Annotated in this window: 19 protein-coding genes; 18 read left to right on the forward strand and 1 reads right to left on the reverse strand. The window is 70.7% G+C overall.

The genetic code is table 11. The annotated features are described in order from the left end of the window. The first annotated feature begins 34 nt into the window (after positions 1-34). From AB0877_RS25545 to AB0877_RS25555, 3 genes are all read left to right on the forward strand, one after another. A complete protein-coding gene (locus AB0877_RS25545) occupies positions 35-823 on the forward strand; it encodes an ABC transporter permease (RefSeq protein ID WP_366612010.1) in 789 nt (262 codons plus the stop codon). A gap of 40 nt (positions 824-863) precedes the next feature. Beyond that, positions 864-1673, forward strand: a complete 810-nt coding sequence (locus tag AB0877_RS25550; protein ID WP_366612011.1) for an ABC transporter permease — start codon at positions 864-866, stop codon at positions 1671-1673. A gap of 90 nt (positions 1674-1763) precedes the next feature. After that, entirely contained in the window at positions 1764-2792 is a 1029-nt protein-coding gene (locus AB0877_RS25555) for a YihY/virulence factor BrkB family protein (protein ID WP_366612013.1), read from the forward strand. A 73-nt stretch (positions 2793-2865) separates the two neighbouring features. On the opposite strand, the gene AB0877_RS25560 is transcribed toward AB0877_RS25555, so the two are convergent. Further along, positions 2866-3339 (reverse strand): hypothetical protein, encoded by a 474-nt coding sequence (locus AB0877_RS25560; RefSeq protein ID WP_366612015.1) that lies wholly within the window; start codon positions 3337-3339, stop codon positions 2866-2868. Positions 3340-3877: 538 nt separating this feature from the next. On the opposite strand from AB0877_RS25560, the gene AB0877_RS25565 reads away from it, so the two are divergent. The 15 genes from AB0877_RS25565 to AB0877_RS25635 all read left to right on the forward strand — a co-directional run bounded on the left by AB0877_RS25565 (position 3878) and on the right by AB0877_RS25635 (position 24308). After that, complete coding sequence (locus AB0877_RS25565) at positions 3878-5056, forward strand: ROK family protein (RefSeq protein ID WP_366612016.1); 1179 nt, start codon at positions 3878-3880, stop codon at positions 5054-5056. 133 nt (positions 5057-5189) lie between these two features. Next, entirely contained in the window at positions 5190-6698 is a 1509-nt protein-coding gene (locus AB0877_RS25570; protein WP_366612039.1) for a sugar ABC transporter ATP-binding protein, read from the forward strand. Further along, on the forward strand, positions 6695-7822 hold the full coding sequence (locus AB0877_RS25575; protein WP_366612017.1) for an ABC transporter permease: 1128 nt from the start codon (positions 6695-6697) through the stop codon (positions 7820-7822). The genes AB0877_RS25570 and AB0877_RS25575 overlap by 4 nt, the downstream gene beginning before the upstream one ends. A gap of 98 nt (positions 7823-7920) precedes the next feature. Then, positions 7921-8973, forward strand: a complete 1053-nt coding sequence (locus AB0877_RS25580; protein WP_366612018.1) for a substrate-binding domain-containing protein — start codon at positions 7921-7923, stop codon at positions 8971-8973. 21 nt (positions 8974-8994) lie between these two features. Beyond that, positions 8995-10203, forward strand: a complete 1209-nt coding sequence (locus AB0877_RS25585) for a Gfo/Idh/MocA family oxidoreductase (protein WP_366612020.1) — start codon at positions 8995-8997, stop codon at positions 10201-10203. A gap of 646 nt (positions 10204-10849) precedes the next feature. Further along, positions 10850-12016, forward strand: a complete 1167-nt coding sequence (locus AB0877_RS25590) for an inositol-3-phosphate synthase (RefSeq protein WP_366612022.1) — start codon at positions 10850-10852, stop codon at positions 12014-12016. Further along, on the forward strand, positions 12000-12959 hold the full coding sequence (locus tag AB0877_RS25595; RefSeq protein WP_366612023.1) for an SCO3242 family prenyltransferase: 960 nt from the start codon (positions 12000-12002) through the stop codon (positions 12957-12959). Before AB0877_RS25590 ends, AB0877_RS25595 begins: the two co-directional genes overlap by 17 nt. Then, complete coding sequence (locus AB0877_RS25600) at positions 12956-13882, forward strand: sugar phosphate isomerase/epimerase family protein (RefSeq protein WP_366612024.1); 927 nt, start codon at positions 12956-12958, stop codon at positions 13880-13882. Before AB0877_RS25595 ends, AB0877_RS25600 begins: the two co-directional genes overlap by 4 nt. 20 nt (positions 13883-13902) lie before the next feature. Then, the gene (locus AB0877_RS25605) at positions 13903-14511 is read left to right on the forward strand and encodes an EboA domain-containing protein (RefSeq protein WP_355009792.1); all 609 of its coding nucleotides are present in this window, start codon (positions 13903-13905) and stop codon (positions 14509-14511) included. Next, positions 14512-15369: a TatD family hydrolase gene (locus tag AB0877_RS25610; RefSeq protein WP_366612027.1), complete on the forward strand. Its 858-nt coding sequence runs from the start codon at positions 14512-14514 to the stop codon at positions 15367-15369. After that, positions 15369-16568 (forward strand): metabolite traffic protein EboE, encoded by a 1200-nt coding sequence (gene eboE / locus AB0877_RS25615; RefSeq protein ID WP_366612029.1) that lies wholly within the window; start codon positions 15369-15371, stop codon positions 16566-16568. Before AB0877_RS25610 ends, eboE begins: the two co-directional genes overlap by 1 nt. Then, positions 16565-17980: a nucleotide pyrophosphatase/phosphodiesterase family protein gene (locus AB0877_RS25620; RefSeq protein WP_366612031.1), complete on the forward strand. Its 1416-nt coding sequence runs from the start codon at positions 16565-16567 to the stop codon at positions 17978-17980. Before eboE ends, AB0877_RS25620 begins: the two co-directional genes overlap by 4 nt. After that, a complete protein-coding gene (locus AB0877_RS25625) occupies positions 17977-19044 on the forward strand; it encodes a polyprenyl synthetase family protein (protein WP_366612032.1) in 1068 nt (355 codons plus the stop codon). The genes AB0877_RS25620 and AB0877_RS25625 overlap by 4 nt, the downstream gene beginning before the upstream one ends. Before the next feature lie 218 nt (positions 19045-19262). Then, positions 19263-22121 carry a PQQ-dependent sugar dehydrogenase gene (locus AB0877_RS25630; RefSeq protein WP_366612033.1) on the forward strand — a complete coding sequence of 953 codons (2859 nt, stop codon included), beginning with the start codon at positions 19263-19265 and terminating at the stop codon, positions 22119-22121. Positions 22122-22196: 75 nt separating this feature from the next. Then, a complete protein-coding gene (locus AB0877_RS25635) occupies positions 22197-24308 on the forward strand; it encodes a ThuA domain-containing protein (RefSeq protein ID WP_366612034.1) in 2112 nt (703 codons plus the stop codon). Positions 24309-24394: the final 86 nt, after the last annotated feature.

Genomic DNA, 24394 nt, shown 5'->3' on the forward strand with positions numbered 1-24394 from the left:
TCGTGGTGGTCGGCGCGGTGGGCGGGGTGATCGGGTGAGTGCGACGGGATCGGCGCGGTTTCCCTGGGTGCCGGCGTATGCGGTGTTCGAGCACTACCTGGTGGGTCTGCGGCGCACCTGGCGGGCCGGGGTGTTCTCGTCGTTCCTGCTGCCGCTGCTGACCGTCGTCGGGTTCGGGCTGGGCGTCGGCGCCTACATCGACCAGGGCGTCGGCGGGGTGCGTTACCTCGACTGGTTGGTCCCCGGGCTGATCGCCTCGACCGCGCTCCAGGTGACGGTCGGCGACTCGACCTGGCCGGTGTTCAGTAACTTCCAGTGGGTCAGGACCTACTTCGCGCAGGGCGCGTCGCCGCTGCGGGTGGGTGACATCGTGGCCGGGCACCTGGCCTTCGTGCTGTTCCGGGTGCTCACCACGATTGTGGCGTTCCTGCTGGTCACCGGCCTGTTCGGGGCGTTGCTGTCGCCGTGGGCGGTGGCCACCCTGCCGGTGGTCGCCCTGCTCGCGCTGGCCGTCGCCGCGCCGACCTTCGCGTACTCCGCGTCGGTGTCGGGCGACAACTGGCTGGCGATGCTGTTCCGGTTCGCGGTCATCCCGATGACGCTCTTCGCCGGGGTGTTCTTCCCGGTCGAGTCGTTGCCCGACGCGCTGCGCTGGCTGGCGTACGCGACGCCGCTGTGGCACGCCGTCGACCTGTGCCGCGCGGCCACGCTCGGCGTAGCCCCACAGTGGTCGGTCGTGGGGCACCTGCTCTACCTGGCCGCCTGGGCGGTCGCCGGCTGGTTGCTGGCGGTGCGCGCGTTCCGTCGCAAGCTCGTCGTCTGAGCAGCGGCTCGTCTTCCCGACAGCAAGCAGAGAGGGTGTCGTGGTCACGCTGATCCTGCCCCGCCTGGTCGACGTCTCCGCCGCGTCCCGGCGGTCGGCGTCGGTGGTCGGGCGCAACGTCGCGGCGTTGAAGCCGGCCTACTGGCTGCTGTTGCTCTCCGGCTTCGTGGAGCCGCTGCTCTACCTGCTCTCCATCGGGGTAGGCGTCGGTGCGCTGGTCGGCGATCTGCCGCTGCCCGACGGGCGGCTGGTCGCGTACGCCGCGTTCGTGGCTCCGGCGATGCTCGCCTCCTCGGCGATGACCGGGGCGCTCTCGGAAACGACCTTCAACTTCTTCGGCAAGATGAAATACATGAAGCTGTACGACGGGATGATCGCCACCCCGGTACGGCCGTTCGAGATCGCCGTGGGCGAGTTGGCGTGGGCGATGCTGCGGGGCAGCGCCTACTCGGCCGCGTTCCTCGGGGTGATGGTCGCGCTGGACCTGACCAGCGTCACCCGGGCGTTGACCGCTCTCCCGGCGGCGGTGCTTGTCGGTTTCGCGTTCGGGGCACTCGGCATGACGATCTCCACCTTCATGCGCAGTTGGCAGGATTTCGACCTGATGGCCTCCGCGCAGTTCACGCTCTTCCTCTTCTCCGGCACCTTCGTACCGGCGCAGGCCTATCCGCCGCTGCTGCACTGGCTCGTCGAGGTCACCCCGCTGTACCGGTCGGTGCACCTGATCCGAGGGGTCACGCTGGGCAGCGGTGGCTGGGTCTGGCTGCTCGACGTGCTCTACCTGCTGGCGATGATGGCGTTCGGCCTGCTGGTGGCCTCGCGCCGGATGGCGAGGTTGCTCTACAGGTAGGGGTTATCCGCGCCCGTCGACGGGGCATGTCCGGAGGTGACACCGCCGACGAAGAGCCGGAGGTGACACCGCCGACGAAGAGGAGGGGCGATGGCCTCGAACGAGTCTTCCGCCCAGCGGGAGCGTGACCGTGATCCCGCCACCACACCGGTCGGGCCCGACGCCGGGCCGGACAGCCCGACCGACCTGCCCGGCAGCGGCTGGAAGGCGGCGCTGCGGCGGACGATCACCGAATTCCAGGACGACAGCCTGACCGACTGGGCGGCCGCGCTCACCTATTACGGGGTGCTGTCGATCTTCCCCGGCCTGCTGGTGCTGATCTCGATCCTCGGTCTGCTCGGCGAGAGCGCCACCGAAGGCGTCAAGGACACCGTCAACCAGGCGGTGCCGAACGACAGCATTCAGCAGATCATCACGGACGCGATCGGCGTCGCGGACAAGAACGGCGGCCTGGCCAGCATCGCGGCGATCATCGGTCTGTTGGCCGCGTTCTGGTCCGCGTCCGGTTACGTCGGCGCGTTCATGCGCGCGTCCAACACCATCTACGACGTGCCGGAGGGCCGGCCGATCTGGAAGACGCTGCCCATCCGGGCCGGCGTGACAGCGGTGATCGGCGTGCTGCTGCTGGTCTGCGCGGTGATCGTGGTCTTCACCGGCCGCCTCGCCGAGGCGGTGGGCGACGTGATCGGGCTCGGCTCGACGGCGGTCGCGGTCTGGGACATCGCCAAGTGGCCGGTGCTGCTGATCCTGGTCAGTCTGATGTTCGCGATTCTCTACTGGGCCTCACCGAACGCGCGACACGGAGGCTTCCGCTGGGTCAGCCCGGGCGGAGTGCTGGCCGTGGTGATCTGGTTGGTGATCTCCGGCCTGTTCGCCTTCTACGTGAGCAACTTCGGTTCGTACGACAAGACGTACGGGACCCTCGCTGGGGTGATCGTCTTCCTGGTCTGGCTCTGGCTGAGCAACATCGCGATCCTGCTCGGGGCGGAGTTCGACGCGGAGTTGGAGCGTGGCCGGGCCATCGCGGCCGGCCACTCGGTGGACGACGAGCCGTACGTGGAGCTGCGCGACGACCGCAAGCTCAAGAAGAAGCGCAACCAGCGCGGTGCGGCCGGTTGAGGCGACGCGTCAGTGGCTGTCGGACCCATCACGGGTCCGACAGCCACTGACGACCATTGTCAGGAGTTGAGCGTCAGCTACAGGCGGTGGTGAGGCACCAGCCGTTAAGCGTGACCACCTGGAGGTCGTTCACCTTGTGCCAGCCGGGGTAATACTTGTTACCCACGCTGTCGTAGTAAATGTATCCGCTCGGCACCTGGAAACCGTCAGTGTCCCGGAATTCGTAGTAGTACCTCGAATCGGATGCGCTGCCCTGGCCGGCTGGAAGCCACATCGTCTTGCTGTTGGTCGGCCAGTTTCCCGAAAGTTTGATGGATCGGCCGAGGCGGTTCTTCACCTCGCCGCAGAAAATCCCCGCGGTGCAGTTTCCGAGGGTGCCGAAGTCGCCCTCGGCAGTGCTGGAAGCAGCCTGCCGGACGGGTGCCGCAGCGGCAATGCCCACGTCAGAGCTGGTCGAGGACGGTGCCGCCTGGGCTGCCGATGGTGAGAACAGCGCGACGAACGCTACTGCGGACATGGCCGCGATAAAGCGCGTCGGTCGTTTCATTGGGGTCCTTCCCGTCGGGGTATTCGGGCACGACAGAACGGAAGGTCATCGCGATTGGAGAATTGCGGTGCGCGACTCGCCCCGTAGCTGTCGATGCTCAGGAACGTTAACGACCATGTAGACGACTGTCAACGTCCCTTCCAATTATGGCGACGTCGCAGTCGTTGATTTGGCGTGTCGCGGGCACCCGCCTCGGTCGCGTAATCGCTGCTTGAGCGCCTCGGTGCCGACGTACCGATGGCCATCGATGGAGATTCGCGCTCGCCCGTCGGGCACTCCCGGAGCCCGGCGGCGCGGCGGCGCGGTCGGGGCGTCTCGGCGCTCGCCGCACCCGCTCGGCGGGCGTCGGTGCGGCGGGGTGCGCAGCGAAACCGATCCATCCCGTCGCAAGCGCGACCGAAACTTCTGTCCGTTTGAGCAAAAGTTAGCGTCGGAACAGCCGAAGCTCTGGACAGGCGATCCGACCGCTCCTACTGTGTCGGACACAACACACCGACATTGCGTCGATGTGAACGCTGCCAATGAAGAGGGGGCCCGGGTGCGCACCGTCGACCCCCTGCACGTGCGCCTGTTACGGCTGCTCCGCGACGAGGGCGCTGTCTCCCGGGCCGAGCTGGGCGACCGGCTCCAGATGCCCCGACCGCGCATGCTGGCCGAGCTGGATCGTCTGGTGGCGTTGGGTTACGTGGCCGAGGCCGGGCTGGCCGCATCCCGAGGCGGGCGTCGCTCGACTCTGGTCGAGCTGAACCCGAAGCTGCGCTTCGCCGCCGTCGACCTCGGCGCCAGTTCGATGGACGTCGAGGTGGTCAACGGCCGCCTCGAACCGGTGGCCCACTACGCCGAGGCGGCCGACATTCGCAACGGCCCGAAGGTGACCCTGCAACGGGTCAACGAACTGCTGCACAAGGCCCGGGTCGACGGCGCGTACGAGCGACTGGACGCCGTCGGCGTCGGCGTGCCCGGCCCGGTCAGCTTCCGCGACGGCGTGCCGGTTTCCCCACCGATCATGCCGGGCTGGGACCGGTTCCCGGTGCGTGAGCTGCTCAGCCGGGAGCACGGTTGCCCGGCGGTGGTCGACAACGACGTCAACATCATGGCGATCGGCGAACGGCACGGCGGGGTCGCCCACTCGGTGGACGACTTCCTCTTCGTGAAGATCGGCACCGGCATCGGGTGCGGCATCTACCTCGCCGGCGAGGTCTACCGGGGCACCGACGGCTGTGCCGGCGACATCGGCCACATCCAGGTCGACTCGCACGGCCCGATGTGCTCCTGCGGCAACGTCGGTTGCCTGGAGGCGCTGTTCAGCGGTGCCGCGCTGGCCAAGGACGCCGCAGCCGCCGCCCGCAGTGGGACGTCACCGGCGCTGGCCGAGCGGCTGGCGCTGCGCGGTGTCGTCACCGCGCTGGACGTCGCCGAGGGCGCCGTCGAGGGCGACGTGACCTGCATCCAGCTGATCCGGGACGGCGGACGGCGGGTCGGCGGAGTGCTCGCCGGTCTGGTCAGCTTCACCAACCCGTCGATGATCGTGATCGGTGGCGGGCTGGCCCAGTTGGGCCACATCCTGCTGGCCGAGATTCGCAGTGTGGTCTACCGGCGCTCACTGCCGTTGGCCACCGGCAACCTTCCCGTCGTCCTGTCCGAGCTGGGCAGCCGTGCCGGCGTCACCGGCGCGGCGGTGCTGGCGAGCGACGTCGCCTTCGGGGAAGCCGCATGAAGCTGTTCGAGATTCCGTCGTGAGCGAGGAGGAGACTGTGGCTCTGCCCGAGGATGACCCCGCCACCGCGTCGGCCGAGGCCGTCGCCGAGGCGCCGCTGGTCGAGGCTCCCGCCGACACCGTCGCGGGCGAGGTGGTCCTGCGCCTCACCGATCTGGTGAAGACCTTCCCCGGCGTACGCGCGCTCGACGGCGTGCAGCTGGAGGTGCGTGCCGGCGAGGTGCACTGCCTGCTCGGGCAGAACGGCGCCGGCAAGTCCACCCTCATCAAGGTGCTGGCCGGGGTCCACCAACCGGATTCCGGGCTGGTGGAGTGGCGCGGCGAGCCGGCAACGTTCGCCAACCCGCAGGCCGCCATGAAGGCGGGCATCGCCACGATCTACCAGGAGCTCGACCTCGTCGAGGATCTGTCGGTGGCGGAGAACGCGTTCCTCGGGCACGAGTACCGCAGCTTCGGTTTCGTCCGGCGCGGCCGGATGGCCCGGCACACCCGCCAGATCCTCAGCCGGCTCGGCCACGGTGAGATCCCGCCGAATCGGATGGTCCGCTCCCTGCCGGCGGCCGGCAAGCAGATCGTCAGCATGGCGCGGGCGCTGTCGCACGAGGCCCGACTGATCATCATGGACGAGCCGAGCGCGGTGCTCGCCCACGACGAGGTCGGCAACCTGTTCCGGATCATCCGGGAGCTGACCGCGCAGGGCATCGCCGTCATCTACATCTCCCACCGCATGGAGGAGATCCGCGAGATCGGCGACCGGGTCACGGTGCTCAAGGACGGGCGCACCACGGCGGCGAACCTGCCGGCGCGCGACACCCCGACCCGCGACCTGGTGAGCCGGATGACCGGCCGCACCATCGAGTACGTCTTCCCGGACCGGCCGGCCGACGACCCCGCCGGCGCCGACCTGCTCCAGGTGCAGGGGTTGACCCGCACTGGCGAGTTCGCCGACGTGTCGCTGAACGTGCGTGCCGGGGAGATCGTGGGCATCGCGGGTCTGGTCGGCTCCGGTCGTTCCGAACTGCTGGAGACGATCTACGGTGCCCGCCTCCCGGAGGCCGGCACGGTGCAGATGGACGGGAAGGTTCTGCGGCCCGGCGTCGGCGCCGCGGTTCGCGCCGGGATGGGAATGGCCCCGGAGGAGCGCAAGAGTCAGGCGCTGCTGCTCGGCGAGCCGATCTACCGCAACGTCACGCTGGCCACCTTCGGCCGGTACGCGCGCCTCGGCTTCACCAACGCCGCCAAGGAACGTGCCGAGGCGGACCGGATCGCGGAGACCCTGGAGCTGCGGCCCCGGGACGTCGACCGGCCGGTACGAACGCTGTCCGGCGGTAACCAGCAGAAGGTGGTGGTCGGGCGTTGGCTGCTCGGCGGCACCAAGTTGCTGCTTCTCGACGAGCCGACCCGAGGCGTGGACGTGGGCGCCCGGGCCGAGCTCTACCAGGTCATCCGGGAATTGGCCGCTCAGGGCGTGGGGGTGCTGCTGGTCTCCAGCGAGGTGCCCGAGGTGCTGGGTCTGGCCGACCGGGTGCTGGTGATGCGGGAAGGGCGGGTCGTCCGCGAAGCCGCGGCCGGCGAACTCGACGAGAACACTGTGCTTGACCTCGTGATGGCGGGGTCCTTGATGGAAGGCGCACCGGCATGAGCGACGCGACTCCCACTCCCACCGCGACACCGGAGCGCCCGCAGCTTCCGGCGCAGTCGCCTCCGGTGGATCCGGCGGAGACGGCGGTGGCCAGCGACAAAGCAGGATCCGGGGGCAAGCTCTCCTGGTGGCGGGGTGACGGTGGCGACGGCGCCAAGCGCAACCTCGGCCTGATCGGGGTGCTGGCCGCGCTCATCGTGGTCGGCGCGGTCACCAAGCCCGACCTGTACGGCGACCCGAACTGGGTCTGGAACAACGTCCTGGCCATCCTCCAGTTGGCCTCGGTCGTCGGCGTGGTCACGGTCGGCATGACCTTCGTGATCATCGGCGGTGGCATCGACCTGTCGGTCGGCGCGATCGTCGCGCTCGCCGGGGTCTGGTGCACCACAGTGGCCACCCAGAGCTACGGCGCCGCCGGCATGATCTTCACCGCCCTCGCGGTCGGCGTCTGCGTCGGCCTCGTCAACGGTGTGCTCATCTCGTACGGCCGGCTGGTTCCCTTCATCGCGACGCTCGCGATGCTGGTGGCCGCGCGAGGGCTCGCGGCCTCCATCTCCAACAAGCAGACCCAGGTGTCGAGCAGCACCTTCATCAACGACATCGCCGCGCGCAAGATCATCGGTATCCCGATCCTGGTCTACATCCTCGGCGCGGTGGTGCTGGCCGGCTGGGTGGTGCTCAACCGCACGACCTTCGGCCGGCGGACCATCGCCGTCGGCGGTAACCCGGAGGCGGCCCGGCTGGCCGGTATCAACGTCCGGCGGCACACCATGCTGCTCTACGCGCTCTCCGGTCTGTGCTGTGGTATCGCCGCCATCATGCTCACCTCGCAGGCGACCTCGGCGCAGGCGGCGATGGCCAACCTGTACGAGTTGGACGCGATCGCCGCGGCGATCATCGGTGGGACGCTGCTCAGCGGCGGCCGGGGCACGATCGTCGGCTCGCTGCTCGGCGTCATCATCTTCGCCACCATCACGAACCTCTTCGCCATCAACGGCCTCTCCATCGAGGCGCAGAACATGGTCAAGGGCGGCATCATCGTCGCCGCCGTCCTGGTCCAGCAGTTCCAGTTCAAGTCCGTCACTCGGCTCCTCGCGCGGAACAGGGTCACCACCGCAACCTGACGCACCGCACCGTAGTCCTGGCGACGTCGAGAACCTTCGACGGTGGCCGGGCCTCGCACACCCTCGATAAGTCACATCCCGCTCCCAGGAGGTCATTCATGACCCAGCACAGTCGCGACCTGTCGCGCCGCCGGTTGCTCTTCGGTGGAGCCGCAGTGGGCGCTGCCACCCTCCTCACTGCCTGCACCAGCAACGAGACCCCGGCCGCCAGCACCCAGACCAAGGCCGCCGGAAACAGTGAGGGCAACAACGCCCCGGGCAAGAAGGTCGTCATCGGCTTCTCCGCCCCGGCCGCCGACCACGGCTGGATGGGCGCGATCCACGCCAACGCCAAGGCCCAGGCCGCGGCCTACTCGGACGTGGAGTTCAAGGAGGTCGACGGTGGGTCGAACTCCGAGGCCCAGCGCTCCACGCTCGGCACCCTGATCGCCCAGAAGCCGGACATCATCGTCGTGCTGCCGCACGACGGCAAGGAGGTCAACGCCGTTGCCCTCCAGGCCATGCAGGCGGGCATCCCGATCGTGAACCTCGACCGGGCGTTCCCCGACGCGCTGGCCTCGCGGCTGGTCATCAAGGGCGACAACTACGGCATGGGCGTCTCGGCCGGTCACTTCATCGGCAAGATGCTCAAGGACAAGGGCGTCGCCAACCCGGTCATCGGTGAGATCGCCGGCCTGGAGATCCCGCTGACCGTCGAGCGCAGCGAAGGCTTCAAGGCCGCCCTGGCGACCTACGGGTTCACGGTGCGCAACCGTCGCTCGGCCGAGTTCACCTCGGACAGCGGCCAGCGTGAGGCCTCGCAGCTGCTCCAGGCGCTGCCGAAGATCGACGCCATCTGGAACCACGACGACGACCAGGGCATCGGTGTGCTCGCGGCCATCAAGCAGGCCAACCGGTCGGAGTTCTTCATGGTCGGCGGCGCGGGCTCCAAGCTCGCGATCGACGCGATCAAGGCCGACAACACCGTGCTGAAGGCCACTGTCACCTACAACCCGTCGATGGCCTCCTCGGCGGTCTCGCTCGCGCGGCTCATCGCGCAGGGTCGGGGCCTGGGCGACCTGACGGAGCTGCAGGTGCCCAAGGAAGTGACCCTGGCCTCGGAGACGATCACCAAGGAGAACGCGAGCAGCTACGACAAGCTCGGGTTCTGACATACCGGGGGGAGACCCACCTTGTCCACGACAGACAAAGAACTGCGGGTCGGCATGGTCGGCTACGCGTTCATGGGCGCCGCGCACTCACAGGCGTGGCGCACCGTGAACCGCGTGTTCGACCTGCCGACGCGGGCCCGGATGGCGTTGATCTGCGGCCGAGACACAGCGAAGGTGGCGGACGCCGCCGACACACTCGGCTGGGACGCGTACACCACCGACTGGCGTGACCTGATCAACCGGGATGACATCGACGTCGTCGACATCTGCACACCGGGCGACAGTCACGCCGAGATCGCTCTCGCCGCGTTGGCCGCGGGCAAGCACGTCCTGTGCGAGAAGCCGTTGGCCAACTCGGTGGAGGAGGCACGGGCGATGACCGCTGCGGCGGACGTCGCCCGGGCCGCCGGAGTGCGGTCGATGTGCGGGTTCAACTACCGCCGGGTCCCCGCGGTCACGATGATGCGCCAGTTGGTCGCCGACGGACGGCTCGGGGTGATTCGACACGTCCGTGCCACGTACCTGCAGGACTGGATCGTGGACCCGCAGTTCCCGCTGGTCTGGCGGTTGCAGAAGGACAGGGCGGGCTCCGGCGCGCTCGGTGACATCGGTGCGCACATCATCGACCTGACCCAGTTCGTCACGGGTCAGCGGATCAGCGGCGTCAGCGCGGTCACCGAGACGTTCGTCAAGGAGCGGCCGTTGCCCGCCGAGTCGAGCGGTCTGGCGGCCTCGGTGGACGGCCACGCGGCGCCCACCGGGACGGTCACCGTCGACGACGCCGCGGTCTTCGTGGCGCGACTCGACGGTGGCGCCCTGGCCACGTACGAGGCGAGTCGCTTCGCGACCGGCCGGAAGAACGCGCTGCGCGTCGAGATCAACGGTTCGCTGGGCAGTGTGGTCTTCGACCTGGAGCGGCTCAACGAGCTGGAGTTCTACGACGCGACCCGTCCGGCCGTGGAGCAGGGCTTCAACCGCATCCTGGTGACCGAGGGCGAGCACCCGTACATGTCGGCGTGGTGGCCTCCGGGCCACATCATCGGCTACGAGCACTCGTTCACGCACGAGATGCGCGATTTCATCGAGGCGGTCGCCACCGGTGTCGACCCGACTCCCTCCTTCGCCGACGCGTTGCAGGTCCAGCTGGTGCTGGACGCGGTGGCCCGGTCGGCGGAGCTCGGCTCCTCGTGGGCCGAGGTGGAACCGACGCTGACCGCGGCGGCTGTCTGACCATCGACCATCCGCGACGGCGGTGTCCGCACCGCCATCGCCCGACCGGCTTTCCGGAGCCGACCGGCGAGGGACCAGCCACGGATTGCGCCCCGTGGCCGGGACAGAGGTCGGCTTCGGAGAGCGTGCAGCCGGGCCCCACGGCCCGGTGGCGCACGAGCAGGACGGTCGTCCGGTGCGACCGGACCGGGATTCCCCGGCCGCACCGGAGGACCGCCACCACCGGTGACCTCCGGAGGACCTGAATGACACCGCCCGCCGCCGCCCCCGCCCCTACCGCATCCGCTCGCCGATTCCCGGCGGGTAGTGGTTCGGTCGGTGTTCCGGTGGGCGCGGCGGCCTGAGACGCCCGGCCGGGGCACACCAGTGCCCCGACCGGCCGGATGCGGGGGAGGCAGGGTCGAGACGCCGACCCGACCCTGCCTACCAGCCCCGTCTGCTCGCACCACCCGGGATCCGGTCCGGCGTCGTCGCCGCCGACGCCGACGTCGGAAGCCGGTGCTGTTCCGGTGCGGGGCGAGCGGACGGGGCCCACTCCACCCGGCCCGAAACTTTTCCGAAACCGGGCCGTATCTTTCCGAAACATATTCTGATATTCCTATATTTAGCGGTACCGACGGTTCCTCGGAAATGGGGAAGGAGCACCATGCGAACAGGTGTCTGGCTGGTAGGAGCGCGCGGTTCCGTCGCGACCACCAGCATCGTCGGGGGGCTCGCGCTGCGGGCCGGCCTGGCCGGGCCCACCGGCTGCGTCACCGAGCTTCCCGAGCTGCGCGGCCCGGCCCTGCCGGCCTTCACCGACCTGGTCTTCGGCGGACACGACCTGGCCACCACTCCGCTGTGCAAGCGCGCCGAGGCCCTCGCGGACGCCGGTGTCATCCCCTGGCGGCTGGTCGCCGCGCTCCGCGACGAGCTGGGCGTGGTCGAGCAGGAGCTGCGCCCCGCACCGGTCGGCGACACCCAGGCCGAGCGGGCCGAAGCCGTGGTCCGCGACCTGACCAGCTTCCGCGAGCGGCACGAGCTGGACCGGGTGGTGGTGGTCAACGTCTCCGCCACCGAGCCGGCTCCCGGACCGCACCCCGCGCACGCCGACCCGGCCGCGCTCCGCGCCGCCCTCGACGGTCCGGACGAGGTGCTGCCGGTCAGCTCTCTCTACGCGTACGCCGCGGTCCTCGCCGGCTGCCCGTACGTCGACTTCACCCCGTCCACCGGGCTGCGGCTGCCGGCGCTGGCCGCGCTGGCCGAGGAGGCCCGACTGCCGTACGCCGGGCACGACGGCAAGACCGGGGAGACCCTGGTCAAGTCGGTGCTCGCGCCGATGTTCGCGATGCGCAACCTGGCAGTGGGCTCCTGGTCCGGGGTCAACCTGCTCGGCGGTGGCGACGGCGCCACCCTCGCCGACCCGGCCGCGAACGCGGCGAAGGTGCAGAGCAAGCAGCGGGTGCTCGGCGAGACGCTGGGCTACGTCCCGCAGGGCGGCACCCGCATCGAGTACGTCGAGGAGCTGGGCGACTTCAAGACCGCCTGGGACCTGATCACCTTCAGCGGATTCCTCGGCACCGGCATGCGGATGGAGTTCACCTGGCACGGTTGCGACTCGGCGCTGGCCGCGCCGCTGGTCCTCGACCTGGCCCGACTCACCGCCGCCGCGCACGCCGCCGGGCAGGTGGGGCCGCTGGCCGACCTGGGCTTCTTCTTCAAGGACCCGTTGGGCACGCCCACCCACTCACTGGGCGAGCAGTGGGCCCGGCTGACCGCCTTCACCCGGCAACTGCACGACGGGAGCGACGGTGATCATGACAACGTTGGCTGATCTCGCCGAGCTGGTCCGGGCGCCGGCCGCGCTCTCGGTGCCCGGCGACGTGATCGCCGGGGCCGCGGCGGCGGGCGCGCTGAGCCCGCGTACCCCCGCCCTGGCCGGCGCGTCGGTGCTGCTCTACTGGGCCGGCATGGCCGCCAACGACTGGTCCGACCGGGGTCTGGACGCCGAGGAACGGCCCGAGCGGCCGATCCCGAGCGGGCGGGTCACGCCGGCCGCCGCGGTCGGTCTCGCGGCGGGCCTCACGGCCGCCGGCGTGGGCCTGGCCGCCGCCGTGGGCGGCCGCCGCGCCGCCGCGCTCGCCGTGCCGCTGGCCGCCACCATCTGGGGGTACGACCTGCTGGCCAAGAACACCGCGGCGGGCCCGGCCGTGATGGCCGCCTGCCGCGGGCTGGACGTGCTGCTCGGCGCGTCCGGTGGCCGGATGAGCCGGGCGTTGCCGGCGGCAGCCACCGTCGCCGCGCACACCTGGACGGTCACCGCGCTGTCCCGCCGCGAGGTCACCGGCGCCGACGCCACCCTGCCGATGCGCACTCTCGCCGGCACCGCGTTGGTCGCCACCAGTGCCGTCGTCGCCGTGCCGGGCGCCCGGCACGCAGCCCGGCGAACCGCGAAGCCCGCCGGGGCCACCGACCGGGCCGAGACCGTCGACGAGACCGGCGGGCGCGCCGGGCGGAGCCGTTCGGCCACGATCGCGGCGCTGCTGCCCGCGGTGCTGGCCGGGTGGTACGCCGCCCGCTACGGCGCGGCCCAGGCCGAGGTTGTCCGGGACCCGTCGGCCGGGCGGGTCCGCGCGGCCGTCGGCGCCGGGATCACCGGGCTGCCGGCCCTCCAGGGAGCGCTCACCGCACGCGGTGGCGCAGGTCTGCTCGGGGTGGCCGTCGCGGCGGCCGCGCCGCTGGGTCGACGGCTGGCCCGGAAGGTCTCCCCGACATGAGCGTTCCCGAGCCACGGCCCGGTGCGCCGGCCGCCGACGCCACCACGCTGCGCCTCGGGTACGGCACCAACGGGTTCGCCAACCACCGCCTCGACGACGCGCTCGCCGTCATCGCCGACCTCGGCTACGACGGGGTGGCGCTCACCCTGGACCATGACCACCTGGACCCGTTCGCGCCCGGGCTCACCCGCCGGGTCGCCGCTGTCGGTCGACGGTTGGAGTCGCTGGGCCTGGCGGTGGTCATCGAGACCGGCGCCCGCTATCTGCTCGACCCGTGGCAGAAGCACGCCCCGACGTTGCTGCACGACGACCCGACCCGGCGGATCGAGTTCCTGCGCCGGGCCGTGCGGATCGGCGCCGACCTGGGCGCGGAGGCGGTCTCGTTCTGGGCCGGTGTCCGACCCGAGTCGGTGTCACCGCAGTGCGCCTGGGACCGGCTGGTGGCCGGCTGCGCCACAGTGGTCGACGCGGCCGACACCGCGGAGGTCACCCTCGGCTTCGAACCGGAGCCGGGCATGCTGGTGCAGGACATCGCCGACTGGCGTCGGCTGCACGCCGCACTGGACAACCCGGCCCGCTTCGGCATCACCCTCGACATCGGTCACTGTCGGTGCCTGGAGCCCTGGCCGGTGCCGCAGTGCGTCGCCGAGGTGGCTGACCACCTGGTCAACGTGCAGATCGACGACATGCGCCGGGGCGTGCACGAGCACCTGGAGTTCGGCGTCGGCGAGATCGACTTTCCGCCGGTGCTGGCCGCGCTGCGCGACGCCGGCTACCGCGGTCTGGTCGCCGTGGAGCTGCCCCGGGACTCGCACGCCGCACCGGCGGTGGCCGGCCGGTCGATCGAGTTCCTGCGGGCCGCCGCACTGGCCGGCCGCACGAAGGACGAACTGCCGGCAGACATTCCTGGAGTGCCTGCGTAGCAACATGGGGAGGAGACGGGATGACACCGGATTCACTGCGGGCCGCGCTGGGAGGCGTACCCGATCCCGACTGGCTGGACACGGCGCTGCGCCGGGTCACCACCGAGCCCACCGCGATCACCCGGCTCTTTCCCGCCGTCGGCCGACGCTGCGGGCGGGCCGCGCTGCCCGACGCCCCCGGCTGGACCGCCGACGACGCGGCCCGGGTGCTGCTGCTCACCAGCCTGCCCGGCGAGCACGCGGCGTACGCCGAGCGCCTCTACCAGCACGGTGACGCGGCCGAACGACGAGCAGTGCTGCGCGCCCTGCCGCTGCTGCCGATCGGCGCCGACGCGGTCCCGTTGCTGCACGACGCGATCCGGACCAACGACACCCGGTTGGTCGCCGCCGCGCTCGGCCCCTACGCCCGGCACCTCGACCAGGCCGCCTGGCGGCAGGCGGTGCTCAAGTGCGTGTTCAGCGGCGTACCCCTGGCCGGGGTGGCCGACCTGGACTCCCGGGCCGACAGCGAGCTGACCGCCATGCTCGCCGCGCTGGCCGCGGAACGACACGCCGCCGGCCGTGACCTGCCCGCCGACGCCACCGACCTGCTCGACCGGCTCACCGCCGCACTGCCCCGGGAGGCGTGAATGCGCATCTTCGACCCCCACATCCACATGACCTCACGCACCACCGACGACTACGAACGGATGGCCGCCGCCGGAGTGCGCGCGCTGGTGGAGCCGGCGTTCTGGCTGGGTCAGCCGCGCACCAGCGCCGCCTCGTTCACCGACTACTTCGACTCGCTGATCGGCTGGGAGCCGTTCCGGGCCGCGCAGTTCGGGGTGCGCCACTTCGCCACCATCGCGTTGAACCCCAAGGAGGCCAACGACCCGCGCTGCCGGCCGGTCCTCGACCTGCTGCCCCGCTACCTGGACAAGGACGCGGTGGTGGCGGTCGGCGAGATCGGGTACGACTCGATGACGCCCGAGGAGGACGAGGCGTTCGCGGCGCAGCTCGCCCTCGCGGTGGCGTACGAGCTGCCGGCGCTGGTGCACACCCCGCACCGGGACAAGGCGCGCGGCTGTGAGCGGACGCTCGCCGTGGTCGCCGAGTCCGGCATCGAGGCGGGGCGGGTGGTGGTCGACCACCTCAACGAGGTGACGGTGAAGCTGGTCCGCGACAGTGGCTGCTGGCTGGGTTTCTCCATCTACCCGGACACCAAGATGACGCCGCAGCGGATGGTGGAGTTGCTGCGGGAGTACGGCACGGAACGGATGCTGGTCAACTCGGCAGCCGACTGGGGGCGCTCCGATCCGCTGCTGACCCGAGCCACCGGCGAGGCGATGCTCGCCGCCGGCTTCAGCGACGACGACGTCGACAAGGTGCTGTGGCGAAACCCGGTGGAGTTCTACGGGCAGTCGGGGCGACTCGACCTCAGCGACCTGGACGCCGCCGCCGCCGTCGACCCGCAGACCGGCAACTCGATCCTGCGGGGCGGCAGCTGATGCGGCTGCGACATGCCGGCGGTGAGACCGTCCACCTGGGCTACTGCACCAACGTGCACCCGGCCGAGGATCTCGCCGGGATCCTCGGTCAACTGGACACCTACGCGGTGCCGGTCCGCGAGGCGCTCGGCAGCGACCTGCTCGGGCTCGGCCTGTGGCTGGCCGCCCCGGTCGCCGCCGAGCTGGCCGCCGACCAGACGCTACGCCGCCGGTTGCGCACCGAGCTGGACGCGCGTGGCCTGGAGGTGGTCACCCTCAACGGCTTCCCGTACGCGGCCTTCCAGGCCCCGGTGGTCAAGCAGGACGTGTACCACCCGGACTGGACCACCGAGCAGCGCCTGACCTACACCCTGGACCTGGCCCGGGTCCTCGCCGACCTGCTGCCCGACGACGCCGCCCGGGGTTCGATCTCCACGCTGCCGCTGGCCTGGCGTCAACCGTGGGACACCGATCGGGCGGACGCGGCCCGACGCCGACTGGACCAGCTCGCCGCCGGCCTGGCCGACGTGCAGCGCGACACCGGCCGTGAGGTGCGCGTCGCCTTCGAGCCCGAGCCCGGCTGCGTGGTGGAGAGCACCGGTCAGGCGGCCGCGCTGCTGTCCGGGATGGACACCGAACGGCTGGGTGTCTGCGTCGACCTCGCCCACCTGGCCTGCGCCTGGGAGGAGCCGGCCGAGGCGCTGGACCGACTGCGGGCGGCCGGACTGCCGGTGGTGAAGGTGCAGGTGTCGGCCGCCGTCGAGGCCGCCGACCCGGCCCGCGACGCCGAGGCGTTGCGCCGCTGGGTGGAGCCGCGCTTCCTGCACCAGACCCGGGGCGCCGGTTGCGCCGGTCTGGCCGACCCGGCTGAGCCGACGTACGCGGCCGACGACCTGGACGAGGCGTTGGACCGGGCGCTGCCCGGGCCGTGGCGGGTGCACTACCACGTGCCGTTGCACGCCCCACCCGAGGAGCCGCTCGGCTCGACCCTGCCGGTGCTCCGCGCAGCCCTGAGAGCGCTCTTCGACGGCCCGACCGCCGGCTGCGACCACCTCGACGTCGAGACGTACACCTGGGGGGTGCTGCCGGCCGCACGACGGCCCGGCACCGACGGAGAGCTGTCCGCCGGCATCGCCGCGGAGCTGGCCTTCGCCCGGGACGAACTGGTCGGCCTCGGCCTGACCGCAGAGCGAACCGTGAGCATGGGAGTGACGCGATGAGCCGGCGACTGGTGGTCCTCGACGTGGTGGGGTTGACACCCCGACTACTGGCCCACATGCCTCGACTGCGCGGGGTGGCCGACGGCGGCTTCCGGGCCGAGCTGGGCACCGTGCTGCCCGCCGTGACCTGCTCGGTGCAGTCCACCTTCCTCACCGGCGAACAGCCCAGCGGGCACGGGATCGTCGGCAACGGGTGGTATTTCCGGGAGCTGGGCGAGGTGTTGCTGTGGCGGCAGCACAACGCGCTGGTCGGCGGGGACAAGCTCTGGCAGGCCGCCCGCCGGGCCGAGCCCGGCTACACGGTGGCCAACGTCTGCTGGTGGTACGCCATGGGCGCCGACGTCAACTGGACGGTGACGCCACGCCCGGTCTACTACGCCGACGGGCGCAAGGAACCGGACTGCTACACCGACCCGCCGGAGCTGCACGACGCGCTCACCGGGCGGCTGGGCACCTTCCCGCTGTTCACCTACTGGGGGCCGACCGCCGGGTTGCCGTCGTCGAAGTGGATCTGCGAGGCGGCCGAGCAGATCCTCGCCGACGTGTCACCCGACCTGACCCTGGTCTACGTCCCGCACCTGGACTACGACCTGCAACGCTTCGGCCCCTCGTCGGCCCAGGCGGCCGCGGCGGCAGCCGAGCTGGACGCGGTGCTCGGCCCGCTGCTGGACGCCGCCCGGGCCCGGGACGCCACAGTGGTGGTGCTGTCGGAGTACGGCATCACCGACGTGTCCCGGCCGGTGGACGTCAACCGGTTGCTGCGCGCTGAGGGCCTGTTGCGGGTGCACACCCAGGCGGGCATGGAGTACCTCGACCCGTGGACGTCGAAGGCGTTCGCCGTCGCCGACCACCAGATCGCGCACGTCTACGTCAAGGATCCGGCCGACGTGCCGGCGGTGGCGAAGCTCTGCGCCGGCCTGCCCGGGGTGGCCGAGGTGCTCGACGCCGAGGGCAAGGCCGCGCACGGGCTCGACCATCCGCGCGCCGGTGAGCTGGTGCTGGTGGCCGAGCCGGACGCCTGGTTCACCTACTACTACTGGCTGGACGACGCCAACGCACCGGACTTCGCCCGGCTGGTGGAGATCCACCGCAAGCCCGGCTACGACCCGGCGGAGTTGTTCTTCGACCCGGCCAACCCCGGTGCCGCGAAGGCTCGGGCCGGGGTCGCCCTGGCCCGCAAGAAGCTCGGCATGCGGTACCTGATGAGCGCTGTCGGCCTCGACGCCGGTGCGCAAGCGGTGCGGGGCTCGCACGGGCGGCTGCCGGACGACCCGGCCGACGGCCCGGTGCTGCTCTGCTCCGACCCGACCGCGGCCCGGGACAAGATCGCGGCGACCGAGGTCAAGGCGCTGCTGCTGGAGCTGGCCGGATTAGGCGTCGACGGTGCGAGTGGCTCGGGGGAGCGGACATGACGGTCACCGTCGCGCCCACCGACGCCAGTGAACTGCGGGCACGCTTCGACGCGGAGTTGGCCGGTTTCCTCAGCCGGCAGGGCCCGGACTGGCCGGACGGGGCGCCGCGGGGCGTGTTCACCGCGCTGCAACGGTTCGTGCTGGCCGGTGGCAAGCGGTTACGGCCGCTCTTCTGCTACTGGGGTTGGCGCGGCGCGGGAGCGCCCGACGGCACCCCGATCGTGGTGGCCGCGGCGGCCCTGGAGCTGTTCCACGCGTTCGCGCTGATCCACGACGACATCCTGGACGGCAGCGACCGCCGCCGGGGTGAGCCGTCGGTGCACCGGCTCTTCGCCGACCTGCACGCCCGCTCGTCGTGGCGCGGTGACCCCGAGGCGTACGGCCGCAACACCGCGCTGCTCTGCGGGGACCTCTGCGCGGCCTGGTCGGATCAGATGTTCCACGAGTGCGGTCTGAGCACCGAGCAGGTGCACCGGGGGTACGGCGTGTTCGCGCTGATGCGTACCGAGGTGATCGCGGGGGAGTACCTGGACCTGGTCTCCGGGGTGGGCGACGGCTCGGTGGCCAGCGCGCTCACCGTGATCCGGATGAAGGCAGCCCGCTACACGGTCACCCGGCCGTTGCAGATCGGTGCGGCCCTGGCCGGCGCGGGGCCGGAGCTGATCGCCGCGTTGGGCGAGTTCGGTGACCCGCTGGGTGACGCGTTCCAGCTCCGCGACGACGTCCTGGGCGTCTTCGGTGACCCGGCGGTGACCGGCAAGTCGGTCCTGGACGACCTGCGTGAGGGCAAGCCCACGGTCATGATGGCGCTGGCCCGCAGCGCCGCCGACCGGCCGCAGACCGTCCGGTTGCGGGAGCTGTTCGGCAACCCGGCGTTGGACGCCGAGGGCGCGGCGGAACTGCGCGAGATCATCGAGGCGACCGGCGCGCGGGAGCGGATCGAGCAGATGATCCGGGTCCGGACCGAGGCGGCGCTCGCCGCCCTGCGCAACGCCGTGGTGGCCGACGAGGCCCGCGCGGCCCTGGTTGCGCTGGCCGGGCAGGCGATCGACCGACGCGCCTGACCGGCGACTTTCGATCAAATCGACAAAAGTTGATGCTGAACTGCCGGAAGGTATGGACACATCGACACGTGCGACTTAGTGTCGTGACCAACACGAACATGTTTCGTCAGGGTGAACCGGCGGCGCGGTAACCCATCGACCCCTCACCACCGCTACGGCATCCGGCGCGACGGCGCGCGCCCGGCCTGGCAGTCACACGTCAGGAAGGGACAGCACAGATGTCAATGAAAGACGCTCCCCGACAACGGTCCCGACGATGGTTCTCCGCCGGATCCGCGCTGCTGCTGGCGGTCGCCGCCGGCACCGTCACCGTCGCCGCCGGCTCGGCCCCCGCCCAGGCACACACGATCGTCGCCAGCGACTTCCAGCAGGTCGAGTTGGCTCGCGGCGTGACCGACATGGGTGAGCCGATGTCGCTGGCAGTGCTGCCGGACCGCTCGGTCCTGCACACCGCCCGCAACGGCACCCTGCGCCGTACCGACGCCAACGGCACCACCTCGGTGATCGGCACCGTCTCGGTCTACACGCACGACGAGGAGGGGTTGCAGGGCGTCGGGATCGACCCGGGCTTCGCCAGCAACCGCCAGATCTACCTCTACTACGCCCCGCCGCTCTCCACCCCCGGCGGCGACGCGCCGGCCACCGGCACCGACTTCTCGGCCTTCGACGGCGTCAACCGGCTCTCCCGGTTCACCCTCAACTCGGACTTCACGCTCAACCAGTCCAGCAAGGTCGACGTGCTCGACGTCCCGGCCAGCCGGGGCGTGTGCTGCCACGTCGGCGGTGACATCGACTTCGACGCCGCCGGCAACCTCTACCTGTCCACCGGCGACGACACGAACCCGTTCGAGTCGTCCGGCTACTCGCCCCTGGACGAGCGGACCAACCGCAACCCCGCGTACGACGCGCAGCGCAGCGCCGGCAACACCAACGACCTGCGCGGCAAGATCCTGCGGATCAAGGTGAACGCCAACGGCACCTACTCCATCCCGTCGGGCAACCTCTTCGCCCCCGGCACCGCCAGGACCCGGCCGGAGATCTACGCGATGGGGTTCCGCAACCCGTTCCGGATCAGCGTGGACAAGGCCACCGGCGTGGTCTACGTCGGTGACTACGGGCCGGACGCCGGCTCCACCAGCTCCACCCGCGGACCGTCCGGGCAGGTGGAGTTCAACCGGGTCGCGGCACCGGGCAACTACGGCTGGCCGTACTGCACCGGCACCAACACCAGCACCGAGACGTACAACGAGTTCGACTTCGCGACCAGCGCCAGCGGCGCGAAGTACAACTGCACCGGCGGGCCGACCAACAACTCGTTCCGCAACACCGGCCTGACCACCCTGCCGCCGGCCCAACCGGCCTGGATCCGGTACGCCGGTGACGCCGGCACCCCGACCGAGTTCGGCGGCGGCTCCGAGTCGCCGATGGGCGGCCCGGTCTACCGGTACAACGCCTCGTCGACCTCCACCACCAAGTTCCCGCAGTCGTTCGACGGGCAGTTCTTCGCCACCGAGTTCGGCCGGGGCTGGATCAAGCCGATCCACGTCAACTCCGACGGCTCCCGGGGCACCATCGACACCTTCCCCTGGGTCGGCAAGCAGGTGATGGACTCGGCGTTCGGCCCGGACGGCGCCTACTACGTCCTCGACTACGGCACCGGTTACTTCAACGGTGACGCCAACTCCGCGCTCTACCGCTTCGACTACGTCGGCGGCGGCAACCGGGCGCCCACCGCGAAGGCCAGCGCCAACCGCACCTCCGGCGCGGCCCCGCTCGCTGTGACGTTCTCCTCGGCCGGCTCGTCCGACCCCGAGGGCGGCACGTTGACCTACGCCTGGGCGTTCGGTGACGGCACCACCTCGACCGCCGCGAACCCGACGAAGACCTACAGCGCCAACGGCACCTACACCGCCACGCTGACCGTGCGGGACCCGCAGGGCGCCACCGGCAGCAGCAGCGTGCAGATCAGCGTCGGCAACACCGCGCCCACCGTCACGATCAACAACCCGGGCAACGGTCAGCTGTTCGGCTTCGGCGACACGGTGCCGTACAGCATCACGGTGACCGACCCGGAGGACGGCACCATCGACTGCACGAAGGTCAAGATGACCTACGTGCTCGGCCACGACCAGCACGGGCACCAGATCACCTCGAAGACCGGCTGCTCCGGCTCGATCACCATCCCGGTCGACGGTGAGCACGACGACGCGGCGAACATCTTCGCGATCTTCGACGCCGAGTACACCGACGCCGGAGGGCTGACCACGCACACCCAGCACACGCTGCCGCCGCGGCACCGCCAGGCCGAGTTCTACGGCACCTCGTCGGGGATCAACGTGTTCAGCAAGACCCCGGCCGAGGGTGGCAAGACCGTCGGCGACATCAACAACGGCGACTGGATCGCGTTCCAGCCGTACCGGCTGGGCAACGTGACCTCGTTCAACGCCCGGGTCTCCTCGGCGGGCGCCGGCGGCACCCTCCAGGTGCGGGCCGGCTCGGCCACCGGCACCGTGCTCGGCTCGGCCACGGTCCCGGTGACCGGCGGCTGGGAAACCTTCACCACCGTCACCGGGACGATCAGCAACCCGCCCACCGGCACGACCACGCTCTACCTGACCTTCGCCGGGTCGGGCACCGGGGCGCTCTACGACCTGGACGCCTTCACCTTCGTCACCGGGACGCCCCCGGCCGGTGGGGCCGGGCCGATCAAGGGTCTTGCCGGCAAGTGCCTGGACGTGCGCAACGCCGCCACCGCCGACGGCACGCAGATCCAGATCTACACCTGCAACGGCAGCGCGGCGCAGACCTGGGCCGTGACGCCGAACTCGACGATCAAGTCGTTGGGCAAGTGTCTGGACGTCGCGGCTGCCGGCACCGCCGACGGCACGAAGATCCAGCTCTACACCTGCAACGGGACCGCCGCACAGAACTGGGTGGCCCAGGCCGACGGCACCCTGCGTAGCCCGGCGTCCGGCAAGTGCCTCGACGTCTCCGGCAACAACTCCGCCGACAGCACCGCGGTCCACCTCTGGACCTGCGTCAGCGGTGCCGCCAACCAAAAGTGGATCCTGCCCTGAGCTGACAGGTGGGGGCCCCTCGGCACGCCTAGTGTGAGGCGAGGGGCCCCTCCTAACCGCAGTTAGGAGAGCGATATGCGCAGACGTCTGCGACCCGTCCTCGGTGCGGCCATGGCCGCACTCGCCGTCATCGCCTGCACCACCCCGGCCACCCCGGCCAGCGCCGCCGACGCCCCGTACGACGTGCTGGTCTTCTCCAAGACCGCCGGTTTCCGGCACGACGCGATCCCGGTCGGCATCCAGACCATCCGGGACCTGGGCGCGGCGAACAACTTCACGGTCACCGCGACCGAGGACGCCGCCGCGTTCACCACCAGCAACCTCAACCAGTACGAGGCCGTCGTCTTCCTCAACACCACCGGCGACGTGCTCAACGCCAGCCAGCAGACCGCCTTCGAGTCGTACATCGGCTCGGGCCGCGGATACGTGGGTGTGCACGCCGCAGCCGACACCGAGTACGACTGGCCGTTCTACGGCAACCTGGTGGGCGCGTTGTTCAACTCGCACCCGGCGATCCAGCAGGCCAACATCAAGGTGGAGGACCGGGGTCACGCGGCGACCGGCCACCTGCCGCAGACCTGGACCCGCACCGACGAGTGGTACAACTACCGGACCAACCCCCGGTCGACCGCGCACGTGCTCGCCACGCTCGACGAGTCGTCGTACTCCGGTGGCGGAATGGGTGCCGACCACCCGCTGAGCTGGTGCAAGAGCTACAGCGGCGGTCGGTCCTTCTACACCGGCGCGGGGCACACCCAGGCGTCGTACGCCGAGGCGGGGTTCCGCAACCACCTGCTCGGCGGCATCCGGTACGCCTCCGGCCGGAGCAAGGCCGACTGCCGGCCCGAGACCGGCTACACCCCGCTGTACAACGGCTCGACGGCCGGTTGGTCACAGGCCGGCCCGGGCAGCTTCACCAACACCGACGCCACCCTGACCTCCGTCGGCGGCATGGGGCTGTTCTGGTACAACGCGAAGCAGTTCACCAACTACTCGCTCAAGCTGGACTGGAAGCTCGCCGGGGACGACAACTCCGGCATCTTCATCGGTTTCCCGCCGTCGAGTGACCCCTGGTCGGCGATCGACAACGGCTACGAGGTCCAGATCGACGCCACCGACGCCGCGGACCGCACCACCGGGGCGGTCTACACCTTCAAGTCCGCCGACATCGCCGCCCGCGACGCGGCGCTCAACGCGCCGGGGGAGTGGAACACGTACGAGTTGCTGGTCGAGGGCGAGCGGCTACAGGTCTTCCTCAACGGCGTGAAGATCAACGACTTCACCAACACCAACCCGGTACGGTCGCTGGCCGGCCACATCGGCATCCAGAACCACGGCACCGGTGACGACGCCTACTTCCGCAACATCCGGATCAAGGAGCTGGGCGGCACCCCGCCGCCGACCGGCAACACCACGATCCAGGCCGAGGCGTTCAGCTCCGCCAACGGGGTCTCCGCGTTCACCAAGGCGGGCGCGAACGGTGGGCAGACCCTCGGCTACATCGAGCCGGGCGACTGGGCCGCGTACAACGGGGTCAACCTGGCCGGGGTCACCTCGTTCACCGCCCGGGTCGTCTCCGGCGGCGCGGGCGGCACCATCCAGGTGCGCACCGGCTCGGCCACCGGCCCGGTGCTCGGCTCGGTGGCGGTGCCCAACACCGGTAGCTGGGACACCTACGCCAACGTCACCACCACGCTGTCCAACGTCCCGTCCAGCACCCAGAACCTCTACCTCACCTTCACCGGTAGCGGCACGGGGCTCTTCGACCTGGACGACTTCACCCTGGTCAAGGGCACGAGCAGCACCGGGGTGGGCCCGATCAAGGGTCTGGCCAGCAAGTGTCTGGACGTGCGCAACGGCGGCACCGCCGACGGCACCCAGATCCAGCTCTACACCTGCAACGGCAGCGCCTCGCAGACCTGGACCGTGACGCCGAACTCGACGATCAGGGCGCTCGGCAAGTGCCTGGACGTCAACGGCAGCGGCACCGCCAACGGCACCAAGATCCAGCTCTGGACCTGCAACGGCAGCGGGGCGCAGAACTGGGCGGCTGCGTCCGACGGCACCCTGCGCAACCCGTCGTCGGGCAAGTGCCTCGACGTCTCCGGCAACAACTCTGCCGACAGCACCCCCGTACACCTCTGGACCTGCCTCAACGCAGCCAACCAGAAGTGGATCCTGCCCTAACCAGGTAACCCCTGGAGGGCCGACGGCGTCGCCGGCCTAGGCACCCGGCCGCCGCCGCGGGCGCGGTCAGTCCTGCAACTGCCGGC

The sequence above is a fragment of the Micromonospora sp. NPDC047644 genome (genome assembly GCF_040704315.1).
GTDB lineage: Bacteria > Actinomycetota > Actinomycetes > Mycobacteriales > Micromonosporaceae > Micromonospora.